This window comes from Methylobacterium sp. CB376 (assembly GCF_029714205.1).
GTDB lineage: Bacteria > Pseudomonadota > Alphaproteobacteria > Rhizobiales > Beijerinckiaceae > Methylobacterium.
In genome coordinates this window covers 5,140,799-5,163,394 of record NZ_CP121648.1, presented here as the reverse complement: position 1 = coordinate 5,163,394, position 22,596 = coordinate 5,140,799, and the positions used below count along the sequence as shown (strand labels likewise).

Annotated in this window: 16 protein-coding genes, 5 pseudogenes and 1 other annotated feature; of the genes and pseudogenes, 7 read left to right on the top strand and 14 right to left on the bottom strand. The window is 67.5% G+C overall.

Going from position 1 to position 22,596, the window contains the following annotated elements; translation table 11 throughout:
* Window positions 1–243 precede the first annotated feature (243 nt).
* A complete protein-coding gene (locus QA634_RS23680) occupies window positions 244–1,767 on the top strand; it encodes an ATPase domain-containing protein (protein ID WP_012334435.1) in 1,524 nt (507 codons plus the stop codon).
* Window positions 1,764–3,815: an ATP-binding protein gene (locus QA634_RS23675; protein WP_012334434.1), complete on the top strand. Its 2,052-nt coding sequence runs from the start codon at window positions 1,764–1,766 to the stop codon at window positions 3,813–3,815. The genes QA634_RS23680 and QA634_RS23675 overlap by 4 nt, the downstream gene beginning before the upstream one ends.
* A 140-nt stretch (window positions 3,816–3,955) precedes the next feature.
* Here the strand turns inward: QA634_RS23675 and QA634_RS23670 are convergent.
* Window positions 3,956–4,428: pseudogene (locus QA634_RS23670) on the bottom strand (helix-hairpin-helix domain-containing protein); the annotation flags it as partial.
* A 341-nt stretch (window positions 4,429–4,769) separates the two neighbouring features.
* On the opposite strand from QA634_RS23670, the gene QA634_RS23665 reads away from it, so the two are divergent.
* Entirely contained in the window at window positions 4,770–6,110 is a 1,341-nt protein-coding gene (locus tag QA634_RS23665) for a polyhydroxyalkanoate depolymerase (RefSeq protein ID WP_012334433.1), read from the top strand.
* A 27-nt stretch (window positions 6,111–6,137) separates the two neighbouring features.
* Here QA634_RS23665 and QA634_RS23660 read toward each other — a convergent pair whose 3' ends face one another.
* The 5 genes and pseudogenes from QA634_RS23660 to QA634_RS23640 form a co-directional block, all read right to left on the bottom strand.
* Complete coding sequence (locus QA634_RS23660) at window positions 6,138–6,851, bottom strand: PAS domain-containing protein (protein WP_265576412.1); 714 nt, start codon at window positions 6,849–6,851, stop codon at window positions 6,138–6,140.
* 296 nt (window positions 6,852–7,147) lie between these two features.
* Window positions 7,148–7,707, bottom strand: a pseudogene (locus QA634_RS23655) (IS3 family transposase); the annotation flags it as partial.
* Window positions 7,310–7,426: a sequence feature (AL1L pseudoknot), on the bottom strand. (Overlaps the previous pseudogene by 117 nt.)
* A gap of 171 nt (window positions 7,708–7,878) precedes the next feature.
* The gene (locus QA634_RS23650; RefSeq protein WP_012334429.1) at window positions 7,879–8,106 is read right to left on the bottom strand and encodes a hypothetical protein; all 228 of its coding nucleotides are present in this window, start codon (window positions 8,104–8,106) and stop codon (window positions 7,879–7,881) included.
* A gap of 94 nt (window positions 8,107–8,200) precedes the next feature.
* Entirely contained in the window at window positions 8,201–8,404 is a 204-nt protein-coding gene (locus tag QA634_RS23645; RefSeq protein ID WP_012334428.1) for a dodecin family protein, read from the bottom strand.
* 562 nt (window positions 8,405–8,966) lie between these two features.
* Window positions 8,967–9,518, bottom strand: coding sequence for a cupin domain-containing protein (locus QA634_RS23640; protein ID WP_012334427.1), 552 nt, complete (start codon window positions 9,516–9,518; stop codon window positions 8,967–8,969).
* Between the two features lie 288 nt (window positions 9,519–9,806).
* Here QA634_RS23640 and QA634_RS23635 point away from each other — a divergent pair.
* Both QA634_RS23635 and QA634_RS23630 read left to right on the top strand, forming a co-directional pair.
* Window positions 9,807–9,887 (top strand): annotated as a pseudogene (locus QA634_RS23635) (IS5/IS1182 family transposase); the annotation flags it as partial.
* 52 nt (window positions 9,888–9,939) lie between these two features.
* Entirely contained in the window at window positions 9,940–10,281 is a 342-nt protein-coding gene (locus QA634_RS23630) for a hypothetical protein (protein ID WP_012334426.1), read from the top strand.
* Here the strand turns inward: QA634_RS23630 and istB are convergent.
* Window positions 10,263–11,138 (bottom strand): IS21-like element ISMtsp8 family helper ATPase IstB, encoded by an 876-nt coding sequence (gene istB, locus QA634_RS23625; RefSeq protein WP_012290057.1) that lies wholly within the window; start codon window positions 11,136–11,138, stop codon window positions 10,263–10,265. The two genes, QA634_RS23630 and istB, sit on opposite strands and share 19 nt — an antisense overlap.
* The gene (gene istA / locus QA634_RS23620) at window positions 11,135–12,418 is read right to left on the bottom strand and encodes an IS21-like element ISMtsp8 family transposase (protein ID WP_012290058.1); all 1,284 of its coding nucleotides are present in this window, start codon (window positions 12,416–12,418) and stop codon (window positions 11,135–11,137) included. Before istA ends, istB begins: the two co-directional genes overlap by 4 nt.
* A gap of 152 nt (window positions 12,419–12,570) precedes the next feature.
* Here istA and QA634_RS23615 point away from each other — a divergent pair, with 152 nt between their 5' ends.
* Window positions 12,571–12,786 carry an excisionase family DNA-binding protein gene (locus QA634_RS23615; protein ID WP_043701526.1) on the top strand — a complete coding sequence of 72 codons (216 nt, stop codon included), beginning with the start codon at window positions 12,571–12,573 and terminating at the stop codon, window positions 12,784–12,786.
* 610 nt (window positions 12,787–13,396) lie between these two features.
* Here QA634_RS23615 and QA634_RS23610 read toward each other — a convergent pair.
* From QA634_RS23610 to QA634_RS23590, 5 genes and pseudogenes are all read right to left on the bottom strand, one after another.
* Window positions 13,397–14,497, bottom strand: a complete 1,101-nt coding sequence (locus tag QA634_RS23610; protein ID WP_012334425.1) for a branched-chain amino acid ABC transporter substrate-binding protein — start codon at window positions 14,495–14,497, stop codon at window positions 13,397–13,399.
* A 76-nt stretch (window positions 14,498–14,573) separates the two neighbouring features.
* Window positions 14,574–16,652, bottom strand: a complete 2,079-nt coding sequence (locus QA634_RS23605; RefSeq protein WP_012334424.1) for a hydantoinase/oxoprolinase family protein — start codon at window positions 16,650–16,652, stop codon at window positions 14,574–14,576.
* Window positions 16,653–16,660: 8 nt separating this feature from the next.
* Window positions 16,661–18,307 (bottom strand): hydantoinase B/oxoprolinase family protein, encoded by a 1,647-nt coding sequence (locus tag QA634_RS23600; RefSeq protein ID WP_012334423.1) that lies wholly within the window; start codon window positions 18,305–18,307, stop codon window positions 16,661–16,663.
* A gap of 402 nt (window positions 18,308–18,709) precedes the next feature.
* Window positions 18,710–19,576: a fumarylacetoacetate hydrolase family protein gene (locus QA634_RS23595; protein ID WP_012334422.1), complete on the bottom strand. Its 867-nt coding sequence runs from the start codon at window positions 19,574–19,576 to the stop codon at window positions 18,710–18,712.
* A 66-nt stretch (window positions 19,577–19,642) separates the two neighbouring features.
* A pseudogene (locus QA634_RS23590) lies at window positions 19,643–20,446 on the bottom strand (IS630 family transposase); the annotation flags it as partial.
* Between the two features lie 679 nt (window positions 20,447–21,125).
* Here QA634_RS23590 and QA634_RS23585 point away from each other — a divergent pair.
* Complete coding sequence (locus tag QA634_RS23585) at window positions 21,126–22,079, top strand: NAD-dependent epimerase/dehydratase family protein (protein WP_012334420.1); 954 nt, start codon at window positions 21,126–21,128, stop codon at window positions 22,077–22,079.
* A 303-nt stretch (window positions 22,080–22,382) separates the two neighbouring features.
* Here the strand turns inward: QA634_RS23585 and QA634_RS35940 are convergent.
* Window positions 22,383–22,562 (bottom strand): annotated as a pseudogene (locus QA634_RS35940) (tyrosine-type recombinase/integrase); the annotation flags it as partial.
* Between the last annotated feature and the right edge of the window lie 34 nt (window positions 22,563–22,596).

Below are 22,596 nucleotides of genomic sequence, written 5' to 3'. Positions count from 1 at the left end.
GCAGCCGAATCAGGAATAGGAAATGCTGCGACCGGCTGGAGGATGGTCGCTACGCCAGCAAGGCTGGCTGAGGTCCGCATCCGAGGCAGCGCAAGCCCTTCGGGCGCCGTTCGGGTCGGCACTGCCGCGGGAGCCAGGATCCCCACGATGCGTTGTCCCGTGCGCTGACTTAGGCTTGGCGGACCTCTACGGTGCCCGCCGACCCGGGGCCGCGCTCTACGCCACGGAGCCTCAACCGAACCGATGACCGATACTTCGACGAGCCCGCCGACCAGCGTGGGACCGCGCATCTCGACCGGCGTGGTCGGCCTGGACGATGTTCTCTGCGGCGGCCTGACGCCGAGCCGGCTCTACCTGCTGGAGGGCAATCCCGGGACGGGTAAGACCACCCTCGCGCTCCAGTTTCTCCGCGATGGCGCGGGTCGCGGCGAGCGCACCCTCTACGTTACCCTGTCCGAGACCGCCGACGAACTCCGGTCGGCGGCCGCGACCCACGGCTGGGCGCTCGACGGAATCGAGGTCTACGAGCTCGTCAATGAGATGGGCCTCGACCCCGATGGCGAGCAGTCGATCTTGCACCCCTCCGAGATCGAGCTCGGCGAGACCGTCAAGGAGGTCATCGCCCGGGTTGACGATCTGAGGCCTGACCGAGTCGTCTTCGACAGCCTCTCGGAGCTGCGGCTGCTAGCCCAGAACCCGCTGCGCTACCGGCGACAGATCCTCGCGCTCAAGCAGTTCTTCGCCACGCGGGCCTGCACCGTGTTGATGCTCGACGACCGTACCTCGGAGACGGGCGACCTGCAGCTCCACAGCATTGCGCACGGGGTGGTCTCCCTGGAGCAGGCGCCGCGCGAGTTCGGCTCTGAACGGCGGCGGCTGCGCATCGTCAAGATGCGCGGCATCAAGTTCCGCGGCGGCTACCACGATTTCGTCCTGGAGACCGGCGGCGTCCAGGTGTTCCCGCGCCTGATCGCGGCCGAGCACCGCTCAGCCTTCGACGCGAGGGCGCGCTCGACCGGCTCGGACGAACTCGACCTCCTGCTCGGCGGAGGCCTCGTGCCGGGAACCAACACGCTGCTGCTCGGCCCCTCCGGCGTCGGTAAGACCACGACGGCCATCCGCTGCATGGTGGCCGCCCTGGAGCGCGGAGAGAAGGCGACCTACTACCTGTTCGACGAGGGGCTGGCGACGCTGCTCGCTCGCTCCGCGATGCTCGGCATGGACCTGGCCCCGCATATCGAGGCCGGGCGCCTGACCATCACGCAGATCGACCCCGCCGAGCTCTCGCCCGGCGAGTTCTCCAGCATGACCAGGCAGGCCGTCGAGGAGCGTGGCTCGACCTTCGTCGTGGTCGACAGCCTCAACGCCTACCTGCACGCCATGCCGGGCGAGGAGTTCCTCATCCTGCAGATGCACGAGTTGCTGAGCTACCTGAACCAGCAAGGGATCACCACGCTCCTGGTCCTGGGCCAACACGGCGTCGTCGGCGAGGTGCGCACCGACGTCGACCTGAGCTACCTGAGCGACTGCATCCTGCTGTTCCGGTTCTTCGAGGCGAAGGGCGAGGTGCGCACGGCGCTCTCCGTGGTGAAGAGCCGCGTCAACGCGCACGAGCGGACCATCCGCGAGATGAAGCTGTCGGGGCACGGGATACAGGTCGGGAGGGCGCTGACCGACTTCGAGGGTGTACTCACCGGCTTGCCGTCCTACCGGGGCAGGGTGCCGATGCTGACGGGCGAAGCGCCTGCCGACGGCGAAGTCCGGTGACCGCATCGGTGGCGGACGACGAGCGCGTCCTCATCCTGGCGCCACGAGGGCGCGACGCCCTCGTGGCCGAGCAGGTGCTCACCCGGGCGGGCGCGCGCGCCGCCGCGTGTCCGGACCTGGCGAGTTGGTTGGACTGCCTCTCGGCCGGCGCGGGCGCCGCGCTCGTCACCGAGGAGGCGCTCGGCGCCGAGCCGGCTGAGTTGTTCGCGTGGCTCGACGCGCAGCCCGCCTGGTCGGATTTCCCCTTCGTCGTGCTGGCGACGCGCCAGACCGGGCCGCGCTCCGAAAGGGCCTCCGCGCTGCTCGCCCGGCTCGGCAACGTGGTCCTGCTGGAACGCCCCATCAACGCGGAGACGCTCGTCAGCGCCACCGCCTCCGCCCTGCGAGCGCGACGCCGCCAGTACCAGGCCCGCGAGCATCTCCTGGAGCGCGAGCGAGCCCAGGAGCAGCTTCGGCGCGCCAACGAGGACCTGGAGCGGCGCGTGGCCGAACGCACGGGGGAGGTCGAGGCCGCGCACGAGACCCTCGCCTTCGCACTCGACGCGGCCGGCATGGCGTCGTGGGACCTCGATTGCCGCACCGGCGCGTCGCGGCGCTCGCCCCGCTTCGACGCCGCCTTCGGCTACGTGGATGCGGCGCCACACTGGGACCGGAAGGCCCTGCTCGCCCACGTCGTGGAGGAGGACCGCGATGTGGCCGAGAGGGCGCTCGCGGCGACGGCGGCGACGGGCACGCTTGACCTGGAATGCCGCATCCGGCGCACCGACGGGGCGGTGCGCTGGATCGCGATGCGGGGGCAGGTGAAGCACGATGAGGCCGGCAAGCCCCTGCGCGTCGCCGGGATCCTGATGGACCGCACCGACCAACGGACCACCGAGGAGGCTTTGCGGCAAGCCCAGAAGATGGAGGCCATCGGGCAATTGACGGGCGGGGTCGCCCACGACTTCAACAACCTGCTCACGGTCATCGTGGGCGGCCTCGACATGATGCTGCGCCGGCCCGAGCAGGTCGAGCGGGTCAAGCGCCTGGCCGAGGCGGCCATGGGCGCGGCCAAGCGCGGCGAGCAACTGACCCAGCAGCTACTCGCCTTCTCGCGCCGGCAGATGCTGCGGCCGCAGACGCTCAACCCCAACCGCCTGCTGCTCGACTTCAAGCCTCTCGCCGAGCGCGCCGCGGGCGGGGCCGTCGAGCTGGTCTTCGACCTTGATCCGGCGCTCGACCCGATCCGCATCGACCCTGCGCAGTTCGAGGCGGCGGTGCTGAACCTGATCGTCAACGCGCGCGACGCGATGGAGGGGAGCGAGGGGCACCCCCGCATCGTGGTGACGAGCCGCAACGTCCACCTTGGGACTGGCGCCGTCACCGATCTGGGCGTGCCGCCCGGCCCCTACGTAGCGGTGTCGGTCACTGACACGGGCAGCGGCATCCCGCCTGATACGCTCCAGCGCGTGTTCGAGCCGTTTTTCACCACCAAGGAGGTCGGCAAGGGAACGGGGCTCGGGCTTAGCCAGGTGTACGGCTTCACGCGCAGCGCCAGGGGTTTCGCGCAGATCGAATCGGAGATCGGCAAGGGCACGACGGTTCGCCTGTACTTCCCGCGCTCCACCGACCCGGCCGACGAGGAGGCCGGAATCGGGCCCGTCGGCGCGATCCCACTTCGCCGCGCGGGTGAGGGCGATACGGTGCTCCTGGTGGACGACGACGAGCAGGTGCTCGGGATGGCCGTCGAGAGCTTGGAGGAATTGCGCTACCGGGTCATCGTCGCCCGCAACGCCGCCGAGGCGTTGGAGCATCTCAAGGGTGTGGAGCGCATCGACATCCTGTTCTCGGACGTGGTCATGCCCGGCGGCATGAACGGGTCGCAGCTTGCGGCCGAGGCACAGCGGGTGCGCCCGGGCATCAGGATCCTGCTCACCTCCGGTTACGTGGCGAATCCCGACGAGGGGCAAGTCATCGGCCAGGGCAAGTTGCCCGTGCTAAACAAGCCGTATCGCCGCGACGAGCTCGCCCGCTCGCTTCGGCTGGTGCTCGGGGGCGAGGGCGGTTGAGGCCTTCTCGACGAGAGCACCAGGACACCTCTTGTCCTCTACTCGCCCTCAAGTCGACTTATGAGACCTGTGCGCGAAGCGCTCGAAGACAACATCTTGGGCCTGCCTTGTCCAAAGAGATACCAGGAATGGTAGCTCTCCTGAGTCGCGCACTTCTGCTCGGCCCGGCCCGCCACGATCTTGGCGGCCCGCCATGGCCCGATGCCGGAGACCTCCTGAAGCCGGTCGGGTTCGGCCTCGATGAACTCGAAGGTGTTCTCGCCGAACGCGGCGACGATGCGCTTGGCCATGGCGGGGCCGATCCCGCGCATGTAGCCGGAGGCGAGGTACTTCTCGATGCCCGCGGCGCCGGTCGGCGGGGTGGCTTTCAGGGTCTCGGCTAGAGCTGGAGGCCGTGGGCGCGGTCGGTGATCCAAATTCCTGTCGCCGTGATCCAATCGCCCGCGCCGATCGCGGGCGCATGCCCGACCACCGGCACGAGGTCGCGCTTGCCGCGAGCGTGCACCTTGAGCACGCGGAAGCCGGTTTCGGGCGGGTGGAACGTCACGCGCTCGACCGTGCCCGCGAGGGCCTCGATCGGGCCGTTCCTCTCGACCTGCTTGGGCCGGACCATCTGGTTCGTGTGTCCCCGCGGGACCCATGACCGGCTCCCGCCCCCTCAGCTAAGCAGAGCCACGAGACCACTTCCAGAGCTGGGCCACTGTCATCCGCCCGAACATGGTCCTTGTTTGGTCCCGCTTCCATCCCGGACTTGCGACGAGGTGCCGATCGGTGCGGGCCCAGTGGAGACGCATCGCACCCACGCACTCGTCCATAGCTCTCCAGCGCCCTTGAAGCTTGAGCAAAACCAAAGGCGATAGCGCATGGTGCGAAACCAAACAGCAACCAGAGGTGTTGATCGCCTACTGTGTCGCCGAAGGGCTGAGCGCCCGGGCTGCTGAGAGGTGGATGCGTATGATGTACCTCATGCGTGAGTCGTGCGAACTGATGCTCACGCCAGCCCGCGTCGCCGCAGACCTCGCGAAGCTCGCGTGCGAGAACCCGCTCAACCCTCTCACCTACACGGTAGCCGGCCGTTCGATTGCGGCCTCGTGTGAGATCTTCGAGCGGGCCACCCGCTCCTATCCCAAACCCGCCTTCGGCCTGCCGGCCGCGGAGCGGATCGTGTGGGAGCAGCCCTTCTGCCGGGTCATCGCCTTCGGCGAGCCGTGTGACAAGCCCAAGCTGCTGCTCGTGGCTCCCATGTCGGGCCACTACGCGACCCTGCTGCGGGGTACGGTGGCGGCCTTCCTCGACACGCATCAGGTGTTCATCACCGACTGGACCGACGCCAAGCAGGTGCCGCGCGCGGCCGGGCGCTTTGGGCTGGACGAGTACATCGACTACTGCATGGCGATGTTCGCGGCGCTCGGGCCGGACCTGCACGTCATGGCGGTCTGCCAGCCCTCGGTGCCCGTCCTGGCCGCCATTGCCCGCATGGAGGCCGAGAACCACCCCCTGGTTCCCCTCTCGGCGACGCTCGCGGGTGGTCCGATCGACACCCGTCGCTCTCCGACCGCGGTGAATGAACTGGCGCGGGAGCGCGGCATCACGTGGTTCCGGCAGCACTGCATCCATGCCGTGCCGCCGAGCCATCCGGGCAACGGCCGCGCGGTCTACCCGGGCTTCCTTCAGCTGGGAGGCTTCATGGGTATGAACCTCGACCGCCACCTGACCGCCCACTGGGACATGTTCAACCATCTCGTCGAGGGTGACGGCGACTCCGCGGCCAAGCACCGGGCCTTCTACGACGAGTACCTCGCCGTGATGGACCTCACCGCCGAATTCTACCTTGAGACGGTCGAGCAGGTGTTCATCAGCCACCGGCTCCCGCGGGGTGAGATGCAGCATCGCGGCAAGGCCGTCGACCTCGGAGCGATCCGCCGCTGCGCTCTAATGGCGGTGGAGGGCGAGAAGGACGACATCACGGGCGTCGGACAGACGCTGGCGGCTCTCGACCTCACGCCCAACCTGCCGCCCGAGAAGAAGGCGTACCATCTCCAGGCGGGAGCGGGTCACTACGGCATCTTCAACGGCTCGCGCTTCCAGGCCGAGGTTGTGCCGAAGATCAAGCACTTCATGGAGAGCAGCAGCGAGCGGCCCGCTGAGCGGGGAACGACTTGCGAAGAGGCATCCACGCTCGGGCTCGATCAGGACGAGGTCGACGCTCTCAATCGATCCGTGGCGTTGATCGTGTACAAAGCCCCACACCACTATCCTGTGGCTGGTACTCTGCAAGTTGCGGGGCAGTCCTGAGGCGAGGTCAAGCCAGCGATCAGCCTTTCAGTGTAGAGTGGATGGCTCCTGACGCGAGAGCGGCTTCAGAGAGACTGCCCGCTCTTGCAGATCGTTCAGCCGCTTCATCAAAGCCGTCCGCTTCCGCTCCCGTTTGGTTTGTAGCTGCATGAGAATTCGTTCTTTCTCAGCGCTTGGTCCGGTCCAGTCGTCCAGGCGCTCGCAGTCGAGCTGATAAGCAACCTCAATATCAGCGATGGCGCCCAACGTGGATTGTAACTGGCCTGTCAAATCATCCAGTTCCGCGCCTCTCAAAATATCCGGGGAGTGGATTGACACCGTAACCGCACCTGACAGCTCCAATGAGTGCCGCATCGGCCTTGAGCCGAGCGCCACCAGCATGTTCGAGCCTGCAATAATCACTCCTGACGGGGCGCGGATCGGGGTCGGGTAGGGCATGAACGGGATCAGCGTGCCCTCGGGCCGCTCCAGCACGGCCCACACGTCGCGAACGGGCCGCCCCTCCTTCAAAGCGATCGCCATCGGGCACTGATCGAGCGGCAACTCTGAACCGGCAGGCGTGAATATGCGCCATGAGCCGCACCAGCGGGTGCGGCCAATCTCCGGATGATATCCCCAAAGCTCCGCTGCTGCCCGATTGTAGTACGTCAGCCAGCCGTCAGCGTCCGTCGTATAAATCGGTACGATGGCATCGTCGAACACGTGCGCAACAGGCGGCTCGTAGTTCCAGTCAGCGGTCATGCCTGGGCGGTCCTCCATGCTGAAGCCGGCGGATTTTCGGCCGAGCGGCAGTGGAGCTTTCGTGTGGGGGTGAAATGGTTGCTGGCTAGGTATACGACAAGCGTGCAGAATGTGTGACGCCCGCGGCAGGGTGGCCGAACTCGGAAGGCCGAGCTGCGTCGCCATTCGCCCCCGTCGCCCTCGTGCCGGGACCGAACATCTCAGTTTTGGCCTCTGCCCGGCCGTCATATGGCTAAGCTTATTGGCCGCCATCGACCCCTGCGGGCATGACGGCTCGCGTGGACCTGTCCAAGACCGCCTTCCCGGCCGAGTTGCCGCCAGACCTTGCGCACGCCGTAGACGCAGAAGTTCTCCTCGAACACGCGCCGGATCTCGACCATCAGCGCCGCGTCCGAGCGAGCCCGGGCCGGCAGCCTGTCGGGATCGGCGCGCCGCGCGGCCTGGGCGTAGTACGTCGACAGGGCGATCGGCAGCACGCGGCAGATCGGCTCGACCCCGTAGGCCTCCCGGTGATCGTCGATGAAGGCGATCATGTCCGCGACCGGCGGTCGAGCTCCGCCATCGCAAAATACGCCGACGCCTTTCTGAGGATCTCGTTGACCTGTCGCAGTTCGCGGTTCTCCCGCTCCAGCACCTTGATCGGTTCGCGTTCGTCCGTCGTCGGTCCGGCGCGCTGGCCCTGGTCCCGCTCGGCATGACGAACCCGGTTGCGCAGCGTCTCGCCCGAGCATCCGATCTTGGAAGCGACCGAGCGGATCGCCGCATACTGCGAGCCATGCTCGCCCTGATGGTCGAACACCATCCGCAGCGCGCGCTCGCGGACTTCAGGCGAAAAGGGTGTGCTGCGCTTCGTCATGGCTCCATCCTCTCAAGAGTTGGAGCCTCCGGGAAACCCGGAGCGGTTCACAAGTCCGCTCGTTTCTGTCTAGAGCATTTTCCGACGAAGTGGATGCCGGTTCGTCGCAGACAATGCGGCAAGATCAAAGATCGAGAGCGGCACCCGATTGCAACGTGATCGGGTGCCGCTCTAGACCGCAGCGGCAGCCAGGAAGCAGAGGATGCCCGCTGCCAGCATCACCAGCCCCGGCCAGTTTGCCCGAGGGCTGAAGCCGGCCGCGCTATCCGTCCGGCTCTTGGCCTTGAAGCGCCCACCCCAGAGCGCCGTGAAGGCTGTGAGCAGGAGGCCGCCTATAAAAAGCAGCACACCAGCCCAGACAAGGACCAGCTGTGGCTGAAGGATTGCGGCCGCGCTCATCGCAGGCACTCGTGTTTTGGTTTGGGTCCTCGCGTGACCTACAAGGCCGCTGAACGGCTCGATCAGAACGCCCCTTTCAGCCGGCGCCCGCGCCTCAGCCCTCAAGCAGGAACGAGATTTTCACGGTGGCCCGGAACTGGGTCACCTTGTCGTTCTCCACAACGGCTTCGAACTCCTTGACCCAGACGGATTGGATGCCGCGCAGCGTGCTGGATGCGCGCTCGACCGCTTGCTTGATCGCGTCCTCGTAGCCTTGCGGGGATTGTGCGGAGAGTTCGAGGAACTTCACCACCGACATGACTGCCTCCCTTGCGGGTCAGGCATGTGATGCTATGCCCGGCTCAATAGGGACGCAATCCTCTGTGCATTTACGTGCGGTGGCTTGGCAGTAACGCCGAGGCGCGTCCGTAATGGGGTTATGCGAATAGCAGGCTTCGTCGACGCGACAGCGTTCGGCCTGCAGAACGTGCAGACTACGTTGCGAAGACGATTGTGTAGGAGCCGATTCGGCAGCGCCTTGCCAGCTTAGAGTCCAGCATGCTTTTCTGGCCCGCTTCTACTCTACAGAGCCTTAGCCCACCCGGCGCCCCGCCGTGGCGAGATTTCTTTCGTTATTGTGGATTAGCTCTGAATACGAGATGCAACGGCACTCAGAATATGCTTGACGTACGCCCGTTCCAGTTCCCCCGAAACGTGGATCGTAACCTTTCAGCCCGCCCGGTCCGGCCGCGGCTGGCTTCTCTTGCGACTTCGCCGGCGCGACGGCTGCCGAGCTTCTTCCGGTTCTGAGCATCCGGAATCACCACAGATGTTCAGTCCGCCCGATCCTGTTGTGGCGGGCCTTTTCTAGATTTTGGTTACTAATTGTGGCCTTTAGGCGGTCTGGAAGCTTGCGCTGACCCTGCAATCGCCCGCAGGTCGGCGGCGAATACTGGAAACCTCGTGCTCAGTTCCTCGACATCGCCGATCTCCGCATCCGCTGGCGTCACACCAGGCCAGGCCGTGCTCGCGCCCAGAAACCAACCTTCCTGACCGATGAGCCGTGCAGTGTGGAATACGCCGCCAGGGATCAGCAGTTGAACGCGCTCGCCATTGCGCAGGTTTGGTCCTACAACTGCTCGCTCGGCGGCGCCGTTTGGGTGTAGAAGAAATACCTCCAGGGAGTTACCGAGATAGTAATGGTAGAGCTGATCGTTTTGAATCCGGTGCAGCCTTACGGGCGCTGGTGGTGTGACCATGAAGTACAGCGCTGACCCTAATGGACGCCCATCTCCAAAGGGTTCAGCCAGCCCACCAGGCGCAATACAGCGCGCGCTATGGTAGGTTGCGCGAACACAACCACATGTTGCGTTCGGCTCCAGTCCCAAAAGCGTGACGACGTCTTCGGCACTGAGCGCATCACTCACGGGCATCACTCCGTATTTGCGTTTCCAGGCGCGCCTCAATAGAAGAGGCCGATCGGGTCGAAGCAGCCATAGAAGTAAGGCCTTTCTGCCGAGCGGCTCCGAACCTATCATGGATCAGGGTGTAAAGCCCCCACTGCCAGCTTAGAGCAGCACCCGATCACGTTGCAATCGGGTACTGCTCTCGGTCTTTGATCTTGCTGCATTTTCTGCGACGAACCGGCATCCACTTCGTCGGAAAATGCTCTAGCGCGCCTAACAGAACGGCACGGACGGGCGGCTTGCGCGTTCGGCTGCATGGCCCGTCCGCTGCTCCCTGACGATCTCTGGACTGAGATCGCTCCGCTCCTGCCCTCGCCGAAACCGCGCCCCAAGGGCGCTGTGGCATGCGCCGACGACGCAGCAGGACCGCCAGGCGATCGCCCGGTTGATGCTGGAGCAGGTCGCCGTACGCGTGGACGGCAGCAGCGAGCACGTCGAGGTCGCCTGCGACCGGGCCGGCGGTGCGCGGACCCGCCACGCGCTGGTCCGGCCCGTCCGGCGGTTCGAGCAGCTGCGCGGGTGCGAGCAGGTGCTGGCCACGATCCGCGACCTGCGCGGGCAGGGCTGCTCGGCCGCGGCCATCGCCGATCGGCTGAACGCTGCCGGCTGGCGGCCGCCCGAGCGGGAGGGGTTCGACGCGTCCTGTCAACGGGCTTCGAACCTTCCGCAATTTCGGGCGCGCAATTTTCCTCAGATCGGCGGGCTCGGCGGTCAGGCGATGCCGAGGTGAGCACCTCCATTCTTGGGCGGGCGTCCGCGCCGACGCGGAGGCGGGGCGAGCGGCGGAGCCTGCAGGGCTGCCTTCGAGCGGATGTGCTCGGGCATGAGCGCGGTGTGCTGGCGCAGCCGGTAGCTTGAGCCCTCGATCTGCACCACCACGGCGTGGTGAAGCAACCGGTCCAGCAGCGCGGTCGCCACCACCGGATCGCCGAACACCTCCCCCCACTCTGCAAAGCCGCGGTTCGAGGTCAGGACCATCGCGCCCCGCTCGTAGCGCGCGTTGACGAGCTGGAAGAACAGGTTGCCCCCGCCCGGCACCACCGGCAGGTAGCCGATCTCGTCCACGATCAGCAGCGCCGGCCGGCAGAAGTAGCGGATCTTCTCGCGCAACGTTCCTTCCCGCTCGGCCCGCGCCAGCGTTCCCACAAGGTCGGCCAGGGTGGTGAAGTACACGCTGCGGCCCGCCTTCACCGCCTCGACCCCGAGGGCCACCGCCAAGTGGCTCTTGCCGGTGCCGGGCGGGCCGAGGAAGTGCAGCACCTCGCAGCGGTCCACGAAGCCCAGCTCGGCCAGGGCCAGGATGCGGGTGCGGTCGAGCGAGGGCTGGAAGGCGAAGTCGAAGCCCGACAGCGTCTTGACCGTCGAGAGCCGCGCCATCACCAGCGCGGTCTTCACCCGCCGGCTCTCGCGTAGGCTCAGCTCCTCGCTCAGCAGGGCATCGACCGCCTCCAGCGCGCTGAGTTCGCCGCGCTCCAGCCGCCGCACGGTGGTGTCGACGATCTCCAGGGCGCGCGGCATCTTCAGCCCTACCAGCGTGGCCTTGATCCGCTCGACCAGTGGGGGGATCAGCTCGCCAGTTCCGCTCATGCCGCGTCTCCCCGGTCGGTCCTGGGCACGCCGGCTCCCGCGAGTTGGCGGGCTACGGCGTCGTAGATGGCCAGCGGGCGACGCGCGACCTGGTCGCCGGCGCGCCTGACGACCACCGGCTCGGCAGGGTCTCGTGGCTCGGGCGGGGGAGATCGCGGCCGCCGATGGGCTGGATCGACCTGCGTCAGCCCACGCCCTTCCAGGGGCAGGTGGCAGGCAACGAGCTCACCCGCCTCGTAGATGCGGATCTGATCGGCCAGCACGTGCACCTCCAGGGCGCGGCGGCGGGTGGTGTCGGGCACGCTGTAGAGATTGCCCGCCACCGAGACGAAGCCCTCGTGGGTGACGCGCCGCTCCAGGCTGAGCACGGCTTCGTAGGGCACGGGCGGCAGCGCCCGCAGCTGGCTGCGCTCCTCCGCGAAGGCGTCGGCGACGATCCGCTTGGTCGTGGCGTGCCGGCGGGCGTTGGCCACGGTGTCGAGCCAGTGCCGCAGCTGGTCGTTCAGGTCGTCGAGGTTGCGGAACGAGCGGGCGAGGAAGAAGTCCTCGCGCAGGTAGCGGAACGGGCGCTCGACCTTGCCCTTGGTCTTGGCCCGGTAGGGACGGCAGGCGCGCGGCAGGAACCCGTAGTGGCGCGCGAGATCGAGAAGGCTGCGGTTATAGATGACCAAGCCGTCGGGATCCTCGCCGATCACGGCGGTCTTCATGCGGTCGTAGAGGATCTCGCGCGGGGCGCCTCCAAGGGCCTGGAAGGCGGCGATGTGGCAGCGCAGGACCGTCTGCAGATCCTGGTGGACGACGAAGCGGGCCCAGAGATAGCGCGAGTGGCCCAGCACCATCGCGAACAGCCAGACGATGCGGGTCACGCCCGGCTCGTCGGCGAAGACGACCTCGAAGCGGGCGAGGTCGACCTGGGCCTGCTCGCCCGGCGGGGTCTCGAAGCGGCGCTCGATAGGCAGAGGAGCTGAGGGGCGAAGCAGGGCCACGGCTCGCTTCACGGCGGTGTAGGCCCCTGCGAAGCCGCGCTCCTTCAACTCGCGCCAGAGACGGACGGCCGTAAGCTGCGGGTAGGCGGCCAGGCGCTCGCGCAGGTAGGGCAGGAAGGCGTCGGTGGCCCGCGCGCGGGGGGATCGCGGTCCGTAGACGGGCGGCTCGAGGCCGCGGGCGATGTACTTGGCGACGGTCTTGCGGTCGAGGCCGAGCTGGCGGGCGATGGCGGTGACCGAGAGGCCCTGCCGGTGGAGGTCCAGGATCGTCATGAGTTCCCCGAGGCTGACCACCGCGCCGCTCCCTCCCGCCACGGGGACCAGCTTCGGTGAGACGGCCGCCGCGCGGGCATCCCGCCTCAAACAGGAGGCTCAGGGGCGGCCGGGAGGGTGGGGAAAATTGCAGGCCCACAAGTGAGGAGGATCCAACGCCCGCTCACACGTCCATGGTCCAGCGCCTGGTGTTCCGCTACGGGCTGGGCAGCGGGCGGCCGATCTGGAGCGGCAGCGCCGCGCGCGAGCCCGGCACCGAATGGACCCTGCACGAGGCGGCCAAGCGGCTCGGCGTGCACCGGCACACCGCCTACCGCTGGCTGCAAGACGGGCGCCTGCGGGGGCGCATGGCGGCCCGTGGGACCAGCGCATCCGGATCGTGCGGATGAGCGGCGACGAGCTGGACCAGGTCAGAGCGGCGGCGCTACCGCCAAGCAGCAGGAACCGGACGTAGAGAGGTAGCATGGAAACGCAGTCGAGCGCGTCTGGCTCTCCCTGCGCCAGCGCTCCCTGTCCCATCGGCTCCTAGCCGACTACGACGCCGTCGTGAATGCCTGCTGTCAAGCCTGGACCGCGCTCACCGCCGGGGTCGGACGGCTCCGCTCGCTCACCGCCTACCCCTACCTTGAACAGGTGAAACTATAAGCGCGGCGGTATCAGGAAAACAAATGTCGGGAAAACCCTCGCAATCGGACCTTCCCGGCATGCGCTATGAGGGGCCGCTTTGGGTCATTTTGACCCGTCCGGTCTCGGCTCGGCCGGTGGCTTATGCCGCTACACCTGTGAGCTGATCCCGGATTCGTGCGCCGGCGAAGGAGTGCAGGGGTTCGGAGGTCAGCGCATTGCAACCTTTGCCACGGGACTTTGACGTGACCTCGCAGCAGTCCAGCCGTCACGGCTACCCTGGGTCATCTCCAACGATGACAACCAAGAAAACTGCAAAGATCAAAACTTGATGCCAATTTCATCGCTGATGATACGCTTAAACACTCAATATTATCAATTTATCTGCGTAAAATCTCCATTCGACCACCGGTACAGAACGTAACCGGGAGCAGAAATGTCTCCCTTTCTGTCGAAACCGACATTGCCCAAAATCGTGCCGAAAGTCCCCGATTTAAGGGCACGGTCGACGGCTTTCGGGTCGGTCGATTGCGCGTTTCGGGCGGCTTGGGCCAGCACTTGCACGGCGGTGTAGCCGTACAGCGTGAACCCCTCCGGCTCGATCGACTGCGCACGGAAACGGTCGACCACGGCCTTGGCCTCAGAGCGCCTCCGGGCGTCCGGGTTGAAGGTCATCAGCACGCCGTCCGCCGCGCCGTGCGCGATCGCGGCGAATTCCTTGCTTGCAATGCCGGAGGTGCCGATCCACTGCGCTGAGTAGGCTTGCTCGGAGGCTTGGCGCACCAATGTTCCCATCTCCTGGTGATAGCCACCGTAGTAAACGACGTCGATGCCGGCCGACTTCAGCCGTGTGATGACGGAAGTGTAGTCCCGCTCGCCCGGTGTGATCGCGGCGAACAGGGATTCCTTGACGCCAATCCGGTTGAGGTTGGTCTTCGTTGCGTCCGCGAGCCCGCGCCCGAAGGGCTGGTTGTCGTGCAGGATCGCGACCTTCTTGCCCGGGAAGCGCTCGGCGATGGTGCGGGCCGCGAGTTCGCCCTGCTGGTCATCCCGCCCGCAGACGCGGAAGATCCCAGACAGCCCCCGCTCCGTCAGCTTCGCGACGTTGGCGGAGGGCGTCACCATCACGTCCCCGTTTTCCGCGTAGATCTCGGAGGCGGCCATGGTCGCGCCTGAGCAGACGTGCCCGACGATCAGCCCGACCTTGTTCTGGAGGAAGCGGTTCGCCACAGATACCGCCTGTTTCGGGTCGCAGGCATCATCCTGAACGTCGAGCACAAGCTTCTCGCCGTTCACGCCACCGCTCTCGTTGACGTCCTTCACGGCCGCATTCACGCCGTTGAGCACTTGGTCGCCGATCGCCGCGACGGGCCCGGTGCGCGGCACGACGACACCGACGACCACGTCCGCCCGGACGGCCGTGGACCACAGGAGGGCGGCGAGCACCCACGAACCAGACCGCATTTTCATGGCCATCCCCCTCGATCCCGCCGTCGGTGCGGCGGCTGCCACCGTCTTGGCGACGCGCCGGGGCGCGCCGCCGCTTCCGCGGTCACGCCGCGGGTCTCAACCTGATGTCCAGCCAGCCGAACCGGTCCGCTGTCAGGGTGTCGCCCGCGCCGAGCACGACCGTCGTCGTCTCGGCTTCGATCAGCGCCGGCCCGGTCAGACGGCAGCCGGCCCCCAGCGTGTCGAAGGCGTAGACCGGGACCTCGCGCCAGCCGTCGAAGTAGGCCCGCTGCATCCGCAACGGGGCGACCGGCTGGTCGTCCGCAGGCATTGCCCCGGCGGGATCGACGGCCTCGACACGGCCCACGGCCGCGACCTGCACGTTGACGAGCACCACCTCCTGGCCGGGCGAGGCGTATGTGTAGAGATCCTCGTGGCGGCGGTGGAAGCGCTCGACGAGCGCCGCGACGGATCCGGGCGCCGCGAGGTCCAGTCCCTCGAGCGGCACGTCGACCTCGAAGATCTGCTCGCCGTACCGCATCTGGGCCGACCGATCGAGGCGGATCGGACCGTCGAACCATGCCCGGAGCCGCTCGGTTGCCTCGGCCTCGAGCGGCCGGAACAGGGCGGCGAGCGCCGACGGATTAAGGCCCGCGGTGTCGGCGAGGTGGCTGCGCGCCACCTCGTAGCGCAGGTCGCCGTTCAGCATGCCCCAGGCCGAGAGCACCGAGGCCATGGCGGGGACGATCACGCGTCCCACCTCAATCTCCCGCGCGACCTCGACCGCGTGGAGGCCCGCAGCGCCCCCGAAGCTGAGGACCGCGAAACCGCGCGGATCCACCCCGCGTCGCAGCGTCATCAGCCGGATGCCGTCCGCCATCTTCAGGTTGACGAGCCGGTAGATGCCCGCCGCGGCCTCGTCGCGGCTCGCGCCGAGGCTGGCGGCGAGGCGATCCATGGCGGCCGCGGCGCCGGCCGCGTCCAGCCTGCGGCGGCCACCGAGGAAGTGCTCGGGGTCGAGGTAGCCGAGCAATAGGTTGGCATCCGTCACGGTCGGCTCGGTCCCGCCCTGGCTGTAGCAGACCGGGCCGGGCTTCGCGCCCGCGCTCTCCGGCCCGACCTGCAGGATGCCGCCCCCATCGACGTGGGCGATCGAGCCGCCCCCGGCCCCGATGCTGATGATGTCGAGGCTGCGCAGCGCGATCCGTTCCCCCGCGAGGCCGCCATCCGCCGAGAGGGCGATCGCCCCATCCGCCACGAGCGAGATGTCCGTCGAGGTCCCGCCCATGTCGAAGGGGATGAGGTTGCACGCGCCCGTGAGCGCCGCGACGTGCCGGCTCCCGGCCACGCCGCCCGCCGGCCCCGAGAGGACCGTCGCGGCCGCGAGCCGGGCCGCCTCGCCGAGCGGCACGACGCCGCCCTGCGACAGGATGATGAACAGCCCCCCCTCGAAGCGCACCTCGGCGAGGCGCCGCTCCAGGCTGCCCAGGTAGCGCCGCACGGCCGGGCCGACATAGGCGTTGACGGCCGTGGTCGAGACCCGCTCGTACTCCTTGATCTGCGGCAACACCTCGCTCGACAGGGTGACGTAGGCCTCCGGCATGAGCGCCGCCAGCCGCTCGGCGGTGCGCCGCTCGTGCGCCGGATTGCGGTAGCTGTGCAGGTAGGCGACCGCGACCGCCTCGACGCCCGCGCTCCTCAGCCGAGCGATCTCCTCGTCGAGCGCGGCCTCGTCGAGGGGAGTGACCACCGTGCCGTCGTGTCCTATACGCTCGGGTACGCCGCGGCGCAGGTGCCGCGGCACCAGCGGCTCGGGCGGCGGCATCAGCAGGTCGTAGCGGTTCGGCTTCAGCCCCTCGCGCATCTCCAGCACGTCGCGATGGCCCCGGGTCGTCAGCAGGCCGACCCGAGCGCCCTTGCGCTCCAGGAGCGCGTTGGTGGCGACGGTCGTGCCGTGCACGATGCGGTCGGTCGCCGAGAGCAGGCCCGCGAGGTCGAGGCCGAGGCGGGCCGCGAGGTCGCCCAAGCCCGTCAGGACGCCGACTGACTGGTCCTCCGGGGTGGAGGGCGTCTTGACGAAGGTGAGTGCGCCGCTCGGGTCCACGCAGGCGAGGTCGGTGAAGGTCCCGCCAACGTCGATGCCGATACGATAGGGCTTCGGGATGCGGTCGGTCTCGGGCATGGCGCGGCTCAGGCTCGCTCGTCGGTCATCTCGCGCTCGCGGTCGCGCTGCCGGTCCTCGGGCGCCCTCCGCTCCGGCGGTCCCCAGCCCCCGCCGCCGGCCGACCGCACCGCAAGCCGGTCCCCGGCCGCGATGGAGATGCCGAACTCCTTGGTGCGCAGCGTCCGCTCCCCGTCCTGCGAGACAATCCGGTAGTCGTGCGGCGCGCCGTCCCGGCCGCCCAGCATGCCGGCGGAGCCGTGGCGCGCGCCCTCGCCGGCCGTGTGGGCGTAGGCCGGCACCTCGACGACGAGGTCCATCGCCGTGCCGAGCCCGCCGCGATGCTGGCCGTCGCCGCCGGAGCCCGGCCGGAACTCGTGCGTCTCGAAGCGCAGCGGGAAGCGCGCCTCGGCGACCTCGACGCTGCCGAACTTGATGCCGCCGACCGAATGCCACTCGCCCGCGGCCGACCAGCCGTCCCCACGCGGGGAGGCCCCGCCGCCCGGACGGGCGTGGAACATGTGCCAGATGAAGGGCTTGCCCGTGCGCGGGTTATCGCCCGTGATCGAGATGCGGAAGCGCCGGCTCCAGCCGCCCATGGCCCGCTCGGGGCAGGCGAGGCTCAAGGCCTTGACGATGGCCTCGACGATCTCGTTGGCCGGGTGGGTGGTGCAGAGCGTCACGGGGGCCGCGTCGTCCGCCCAGACCACGCTGCCCTTCCGCGCCGTCACGCTGAGCGGCCGGAAGCAGCCGTCGTTCTTGGGGATGTCGGGGTCGATCAGGTAGGCGAAGGCCATGGCCACGGCCGCCTGCATGTTGGCGTGCGAGGAATTGGCGAAGCTCGCTGATTGCGGGTCGCTCTCGCTCAGGTCGACCGCGATGTCCGAACCGCTCTTGGTGACAGTCGCGACGATCCGGACATCCTCCCGGCCGCGCCCGTCGTCGTCGAGGAAGGCCTCACCGCGGTAGATGCCGTCGGCCCAGCCGCCGACCACGACCCGCGTCCGGCGCTCGGCGCCATCGAGGATGGCCTCGACTGCCTCGTCGACGCGGTCGGCCCCGACCTCCCCGAAGAGTCGGGCGATGCGCTGCTCGCCCAGATGCGCCGCCCCGATCATGGCGGCGAGGTCGCCCCGGAAGTCCCGCGGGAAGCGCACGTTGAGAGCGATGAGGTCGAGCACGTCGTCCCGCAGCGTGCCCGCGTCGTAGAGCTTCAATGGCGGGATGCGCAGCCCCTCCTGCCAGATTTCCGTCGCGGCCGGGTTGTAGGCGCCGTGGGTGGCGCCGCCGATGTCGCTCATGTGGGCGCGCACGACGGCCCAATAGCGGCGCACGCCCTCGCCGAAGACGGGCACGAAGGCGGTGACGTCGGGCAGGTGCGAGCCGCCGGTCGACGGATCGTTGAGCAGGACGACGTCGCCCGGCCGGACGGCGCCCTGGAACTTGTCCTCGACGGCGCGGACGGCCCAGGGCAGGGCGCCGACATGCACCGGGATGTGGTCGGCCTGCGCGATCAGCCGGCACCGGGTGTCGCAGATCGCGATCGAGAAGTCGCGGCTCGCATTCAGGATCTGGGAGTAGGAAGTGCGGAGCATCGCCTCGCCCATCTCCTCGACGATCGCCGACAGTCGGTGCTGGACGACGGAGATGGTGATCGGATCGAGCGGACGCGGCACGGTCTCAGATCTCCTCCGTGGCGGCAGGCGCACGTGGCACGGTGCTCGGTCGCAGGCCGGTCGCCACGAGGTCCACCTGGGTTCGGATACCAGCGCGCTCACCAACATTTAGCTCGATCCACCGTTCCTGCAGGAACGGTTTTGGGACGCTAGACGCGCGGGAACTTCCGGGAGACCGCGGGAGCTATCCTGGCCGGGCCTTCGCGCGAACGTCGCAGCCAGCGCTGTTCGGCAGCTTCTGGCTCCGGGCAGCTTGTTGCAGAGGCGAGAGCTGAACCCTTGGCACCGGGAGGACCGCTCCACGCACTCCCGCTCGAACTCCGGCGATTCACGCAGCCGAGCGCGACAGGCGCGGTCCGACGGGCCGCGTTCGACCTGTCCGCCGGGCACGCACGACCCGCGTCAAGCCTCGTCCCGCACGGTGTTGCGCAACGTGCCGACCTTCTCGATCGTGACCTCGACGACGTCGCCCGGCTTTATGAAGACGGGTGGGTTGCGGGCATAGCCGACGCCGGAGGGCGTGCCGGTCAGTACGACGTCACCCGGTTCGAGTGTCATCGCCTCGGTGAGGATCGCGACGATCCGGGCGACCGGGAAGATGAAGTCGTGCGTGTTGCCGTCCTGCATGACGTGGCCATTGAGAGTCGTTGTGAGCCGCAGCCCGTCCGCCCCGTCGGGCAGCTCGTCCGGCGTGACGAGGTCCGGCCCGAAGCCGCCCGTTCCGTCGAAGTTCTTCCCCATCGTCCACTGGGTCGCCCTCCGCTGGTAGTCGCGGATCGAGCCCTCGTTGAACACCGAGTAGCCGGCGATGATGCCGCAGGCTTCATCCAGGCCGACGTGGCGGGCTTTCCGGCCGACCACGAACACGAGTTCGCCCTCGTAGTCGAACTTGTCCGAGCAGCGCGGCCTGATCAGGGGCTCGCCATGCGCCACGAGGGAGTTGGCTCCGCGCATGAACACGTCCGGGTAGTCGAGCGGCTCGGCGCCGCCCTCCCGGGCATGCGCGGCGTAGTTGCGACCGATGCAGATGATCTTGCCGGGCCGCTCGATCAGAGGTCGGTAGCGGAGCGAGCCCTCGTCGAGCCGGGCAGCCCCGGTGGCAGCCCCCGCGGCTTTCTTCGCACGGTCCATGAACTCGGGTCCGCCCGCCACGAGCCCGCCCACCCCGTCGGGAAGGCCCGGATCGACCATGCGCAGATCGTAGAGCCCGTCGTCGCGCCGGATGGCGAGCGTGTCGCCGCCACTGGTGCGGATGGAAGAATAGCGCATCGGAACACCCCTTGATGCTGTGAGAACCTCGCTGGCCGCGCTCCCGGACTGCTCGCGAACAGAGGATCATCCGCGCGGCCTCATCGCATGGCGCGACAGACCGCCTCCGGCAGCGGTGCCGTCGACAGCATCGAGGATGGCAGCGGCCGGCTTGGTCCAGACGAAGGGCTTGGGCCTGCCGTTGTGCTCGGCAATGGTGCGGTTGATCGCGGCCTGGAGCTCGACGATCCCGCTGAAGCTGCCGCGCCGGAGCCGACGTCGTGTGGGGGCGGAGAAGGAGCCCTCGATCGCGTTCATCCACGAGGCCGAGGTCGGGGTGAAGTGGAAGGTCCAGCGCGGATGCCGAGCCAACCACGCCCGCACCTTCGGGTGCTTGTGGGCGGCATAGTTGTCCAGGATCACGCGGATCAGCTTGCCGGCCGGCACCGCCGCCTCGATGGTGTTGAGGAAGCGCAGGAACTTCTCGTGGCGGTGACGCTGCATGCAGCGGCCGATCACCGTGCCGTCCAGCACGTTCAGCGCGGCCAACAGCGCGGCCAACAGCGCGGCCAACAGCGCGGCCAACAGCGCGGCCAACAGCGCGGCCAACAGCGCGGCCAACAGCGCGGCAATGCCGTGCCGGACGTAGTCGTGGGTCTGGGTCTCGGGGCGACCGGGCGTCACGGACAGGCTCGGGCGGGTGCGCTCCAGCACCTGGATCTGGCTCTTCTCGTCAAGCGGGAGCACCACGGCGTGGCGCGGCGGATCCATGTCCAGGCCCACGATATCCTCGACCTTCGCCGCGAAGGCAGGGTCGGTGGAGCGCTTGAAGCTGCGCACCCGATGCGGCTGCAGGCGGTGTGCGTCCCAGCTGCGCTGGACAGACCGCAGGTCGTCGGAAAATGCTCTAGAAGCCCTATTGGACCTCGGCAAAGCACGCGATCGGACGCCCTGATCGGTCCGGGGCAGGCGCCGGTCGGCCCCGGCCCCGGCCCTTTTTGTGTTGCTGGGGCGATCATCGGGCGGAATTGACACAACGCAAGTTGCCTCGGCGACGCGCGCGATAGACAAACAATCTAGCGCTAGGCAGTCTCGCCCCACAAGAAGCGGGGGAGACGGCTTGCTCGTGCGATCATTCGCCGATGATGAGGGAGCGTCCGTGCGGGTCGGGGTGAATGCCCAAGAAGACGCCCGAGCACGTCACCGTCGCTGGCGGCGCAGGCTCCTGCACGTCCGCATCCAATGCCGCCGTCGCTCATGGATCCTGGGTCGAGCCATCATCAGCCGGAACGGCCAGCGCGGTCTTCCGATCAGCCCGCCATAGCCCGCAACTCAAGCCGACGTTCGTCCGAACCGACCGCCAACTCGGTTGCATTCGCTTGAGTTCTCACCAGGCCCAAGCCTGCAATTCGATCTAGACTCTGCATCACGTAAGGCTTGGCCGCTGCATTAATCTCCGCAGAAACCGACCCACCGGAGAGCCGTGCTTCGTCATGTCTCTATTTCCGATCCGATACGCAGGGCGCAGCCGATTTGGCGGCACAGGATTCTACATATTAAGGTGTCAGCCATGACGTCCATCGATCTTGATAAGCTTCGGGGCGCCAGAGTGCTCGTTTTCGGCGCGACTGGGTTCCTGGGCCAGCATCTCGTTCGGGCGCTTGTCAGCCGCGGAGCCCGCGTGACTGGAGCGTCTCGCAGCGCAGATCCGGGGCATCGAAACCTAGGCGCCGAATGGCATCGCTGCGACGCGAGCGACGCCGAGCAGGTTGCGGCGGTGTTCCGGGCGGTGCGGCCCGACATCGTCTATCAGCTCACGAGTGACAGTCGGGGAGGCCAAGAACTCACGTTGATCCCCGACAGTCTACGCAACGACGTCATTGCAACAACGAACGTGCTGACCGAAGCGACTCGGCACAGCATCGGACGCATGGTGATGACAGGCTCCCTCGAGGAGCCGAAGGGCAGCGCGGACGACGCCGTGCCATCGTCCCCTTATGCGGCCGCCAAATGGGTGTCCTGCGGCTACGCCCGCATGTTCGCGTCGCTTTACGAACTTCCGGTGACCACTCTGCGCCTCATGATGACATACGGACCTGGGCAGAAAGACTATAAGGTCATCCCCTACACCATACAGACTCTCTTAGAGGGAAGGACAGCCCAGCTTTCTCAAGGCGATCGTCTGCTCGATTGGGTTTATGTAGATGATGTAATAGACGCGTTCTTGCGCGCAGGCATTGCTGATCTGTCCGATGTCAAACCGATTGAGATCGGGACCGGGAAGGCAACCCGATTGTGCGATCTGCTAAAAATTATTGGCGAACTTATGGGCAAGCCTGACCTACTAGCCTTTGGGAACGTCCCGAACCGCTTGATGGAGCGCGAACAGATCGCAGATCCAATCGACGCGGCCAAGAAACTCGATTGGTTCGCGACAACACCTCTTCGGCAGGGCCTGCTCTCCACGATCGAAGCCATCCAAATGCGAGGTGGCCTTCTCTTGGCGGTGTGCCTGTCGTGCTGATCGCTGCACGTCGCCGGAGGGCGAGCGTCCGGCCCGACCCGATCGGACCCTCCGCGGCCCCGTGCCGAATCTCCTACGGGGTTTCCCGGTACCTCGACACCTACATCTGCGCGGATGCAGCGAACCACTTGCAGTGCTCTCTACGAGGTCGAACTGGTTGAGATTCTTCCACTGCCATCCCGTGACTCCGCTACGGGCGTCGAGATCATCCTTGGCATCTGAGAAGCCGGAGATCGGCGTTGTGACCGTTGTCGTCAACAGGAGGTCGCTTCCACGACGCACGGTCGCGAGTGCGCGCAGAATCGCAAGCGCGGGCGCACTTGGATGAACCACATGCGGCTTGCCGTTCTTCTGCCGGTCTGCCGGCATCGTCCATGTTGAGCGCTCAAGATCGATTTCGGACCACCGCATGCCCGCGACCTCATTGCGGCGCTGTCCGGTGAGCACAAGCAGCTTGATAAGCGGGCCGAACGGGTACGGCATCGCCGCCGCTGCTGCGTACACCGCCCCTACCGCG

Excerpts from the sequence above, each read along its gene's own strand:
- QA634_RS23680 (WP_012334435.1), top strand. The coding sequence starts at position 244 with ATGACCGATACTTCGACGAGCCCGCCGACCAGCGTGGGACCGCGCATC.
- QA634_RS23665 (WP_012334433.1), top strand. The coding sequence starts at position 4,770 with ATGATGTACCTCATGCGTGAGTCGTGCGAACTGATGCTCACGCCAGCC.
- QA634_RS23660 (WP_265576412.1), bottom strand. The coding sequence starts at position 6,851 with ATGACCGCTGACTGGAACTACGAGCCGCCTGTTGCGCACGTGTTCGAC.
- QA634_RS23650 (WP_012334429.1), bottom strand. The coding sequence starts at position 8,106 with ATGAGCGCGGCCGCAATCCTTCAGCCACAGCTGGTCCTTGTCTGGGCT.
- QA634_RS23645 (WP_012334428.1), bottom strand. The coding sequence starts at position 8,404 with ATGTCGGTGGTGAAGTTCCTCGAACTCTCCGCACAATCCCCGCAAGGC.
- QA634_RS23640 (WP_012334427.1), bottom strand. The coding sequence starts at position 9,518 with ATGCCCGTGAGTGATGCGCTCAGTGCCGAAGACGTCGTCACGCTTTTG.
- QA634_RS23630 (WP_012334426.1), top strand. The coding sequence starts at position 9,940 with ATGCTGGAGCAGGTCGCCGTACGCGTGGACGGCAGCAGCGAGCACGTC.
- istB (WP_012290057.1), bottom strand. The coding sequence starts at position 11,138 with ATGAGCGGAACTGGCGAGCTGATCCCCCCACTGGTCGAGCGGATCAAG.
- QA634_RS23615 (WP_043701526.1), top strand. The coding sequence starts at position 12,571 with ATGGTCCAGCGCCTGGTGTTCCGCTACGGGCTGGGCAGCGGGCGGCCG.
- QA634_RS23610 (WP_012334425.1), bottom strand. The coding sequence starts at position 14,497 with ATGGCCATGAAAATGCGGTCTGGTTCGTGGGTGCTCGCCGCCCTCCTG.
- QA634_RS23605 (WP_012334424.1), bottom strand. The coding sequence starts at position 16,652 with ATGCCCGAGACCGACCGCATCCCGAAGCCCTATCGTATCGGCATCGAC.
- QA634_RS23595 (WP_012334422.1), bottom strand. The coding sequence starts at position 19,576 with ATGCGCTATTCTTCCATCCGCACCAGTGGCGGCGACACGCTCGCCATC.
- QA634_RS23585 (WP_012334420.1), top strand. The coding sequence starts at position 21,126 with ATGACGTCCATCGATCTTGATAAGCTTCGGGGCGCCAGAGTGCTCGTT.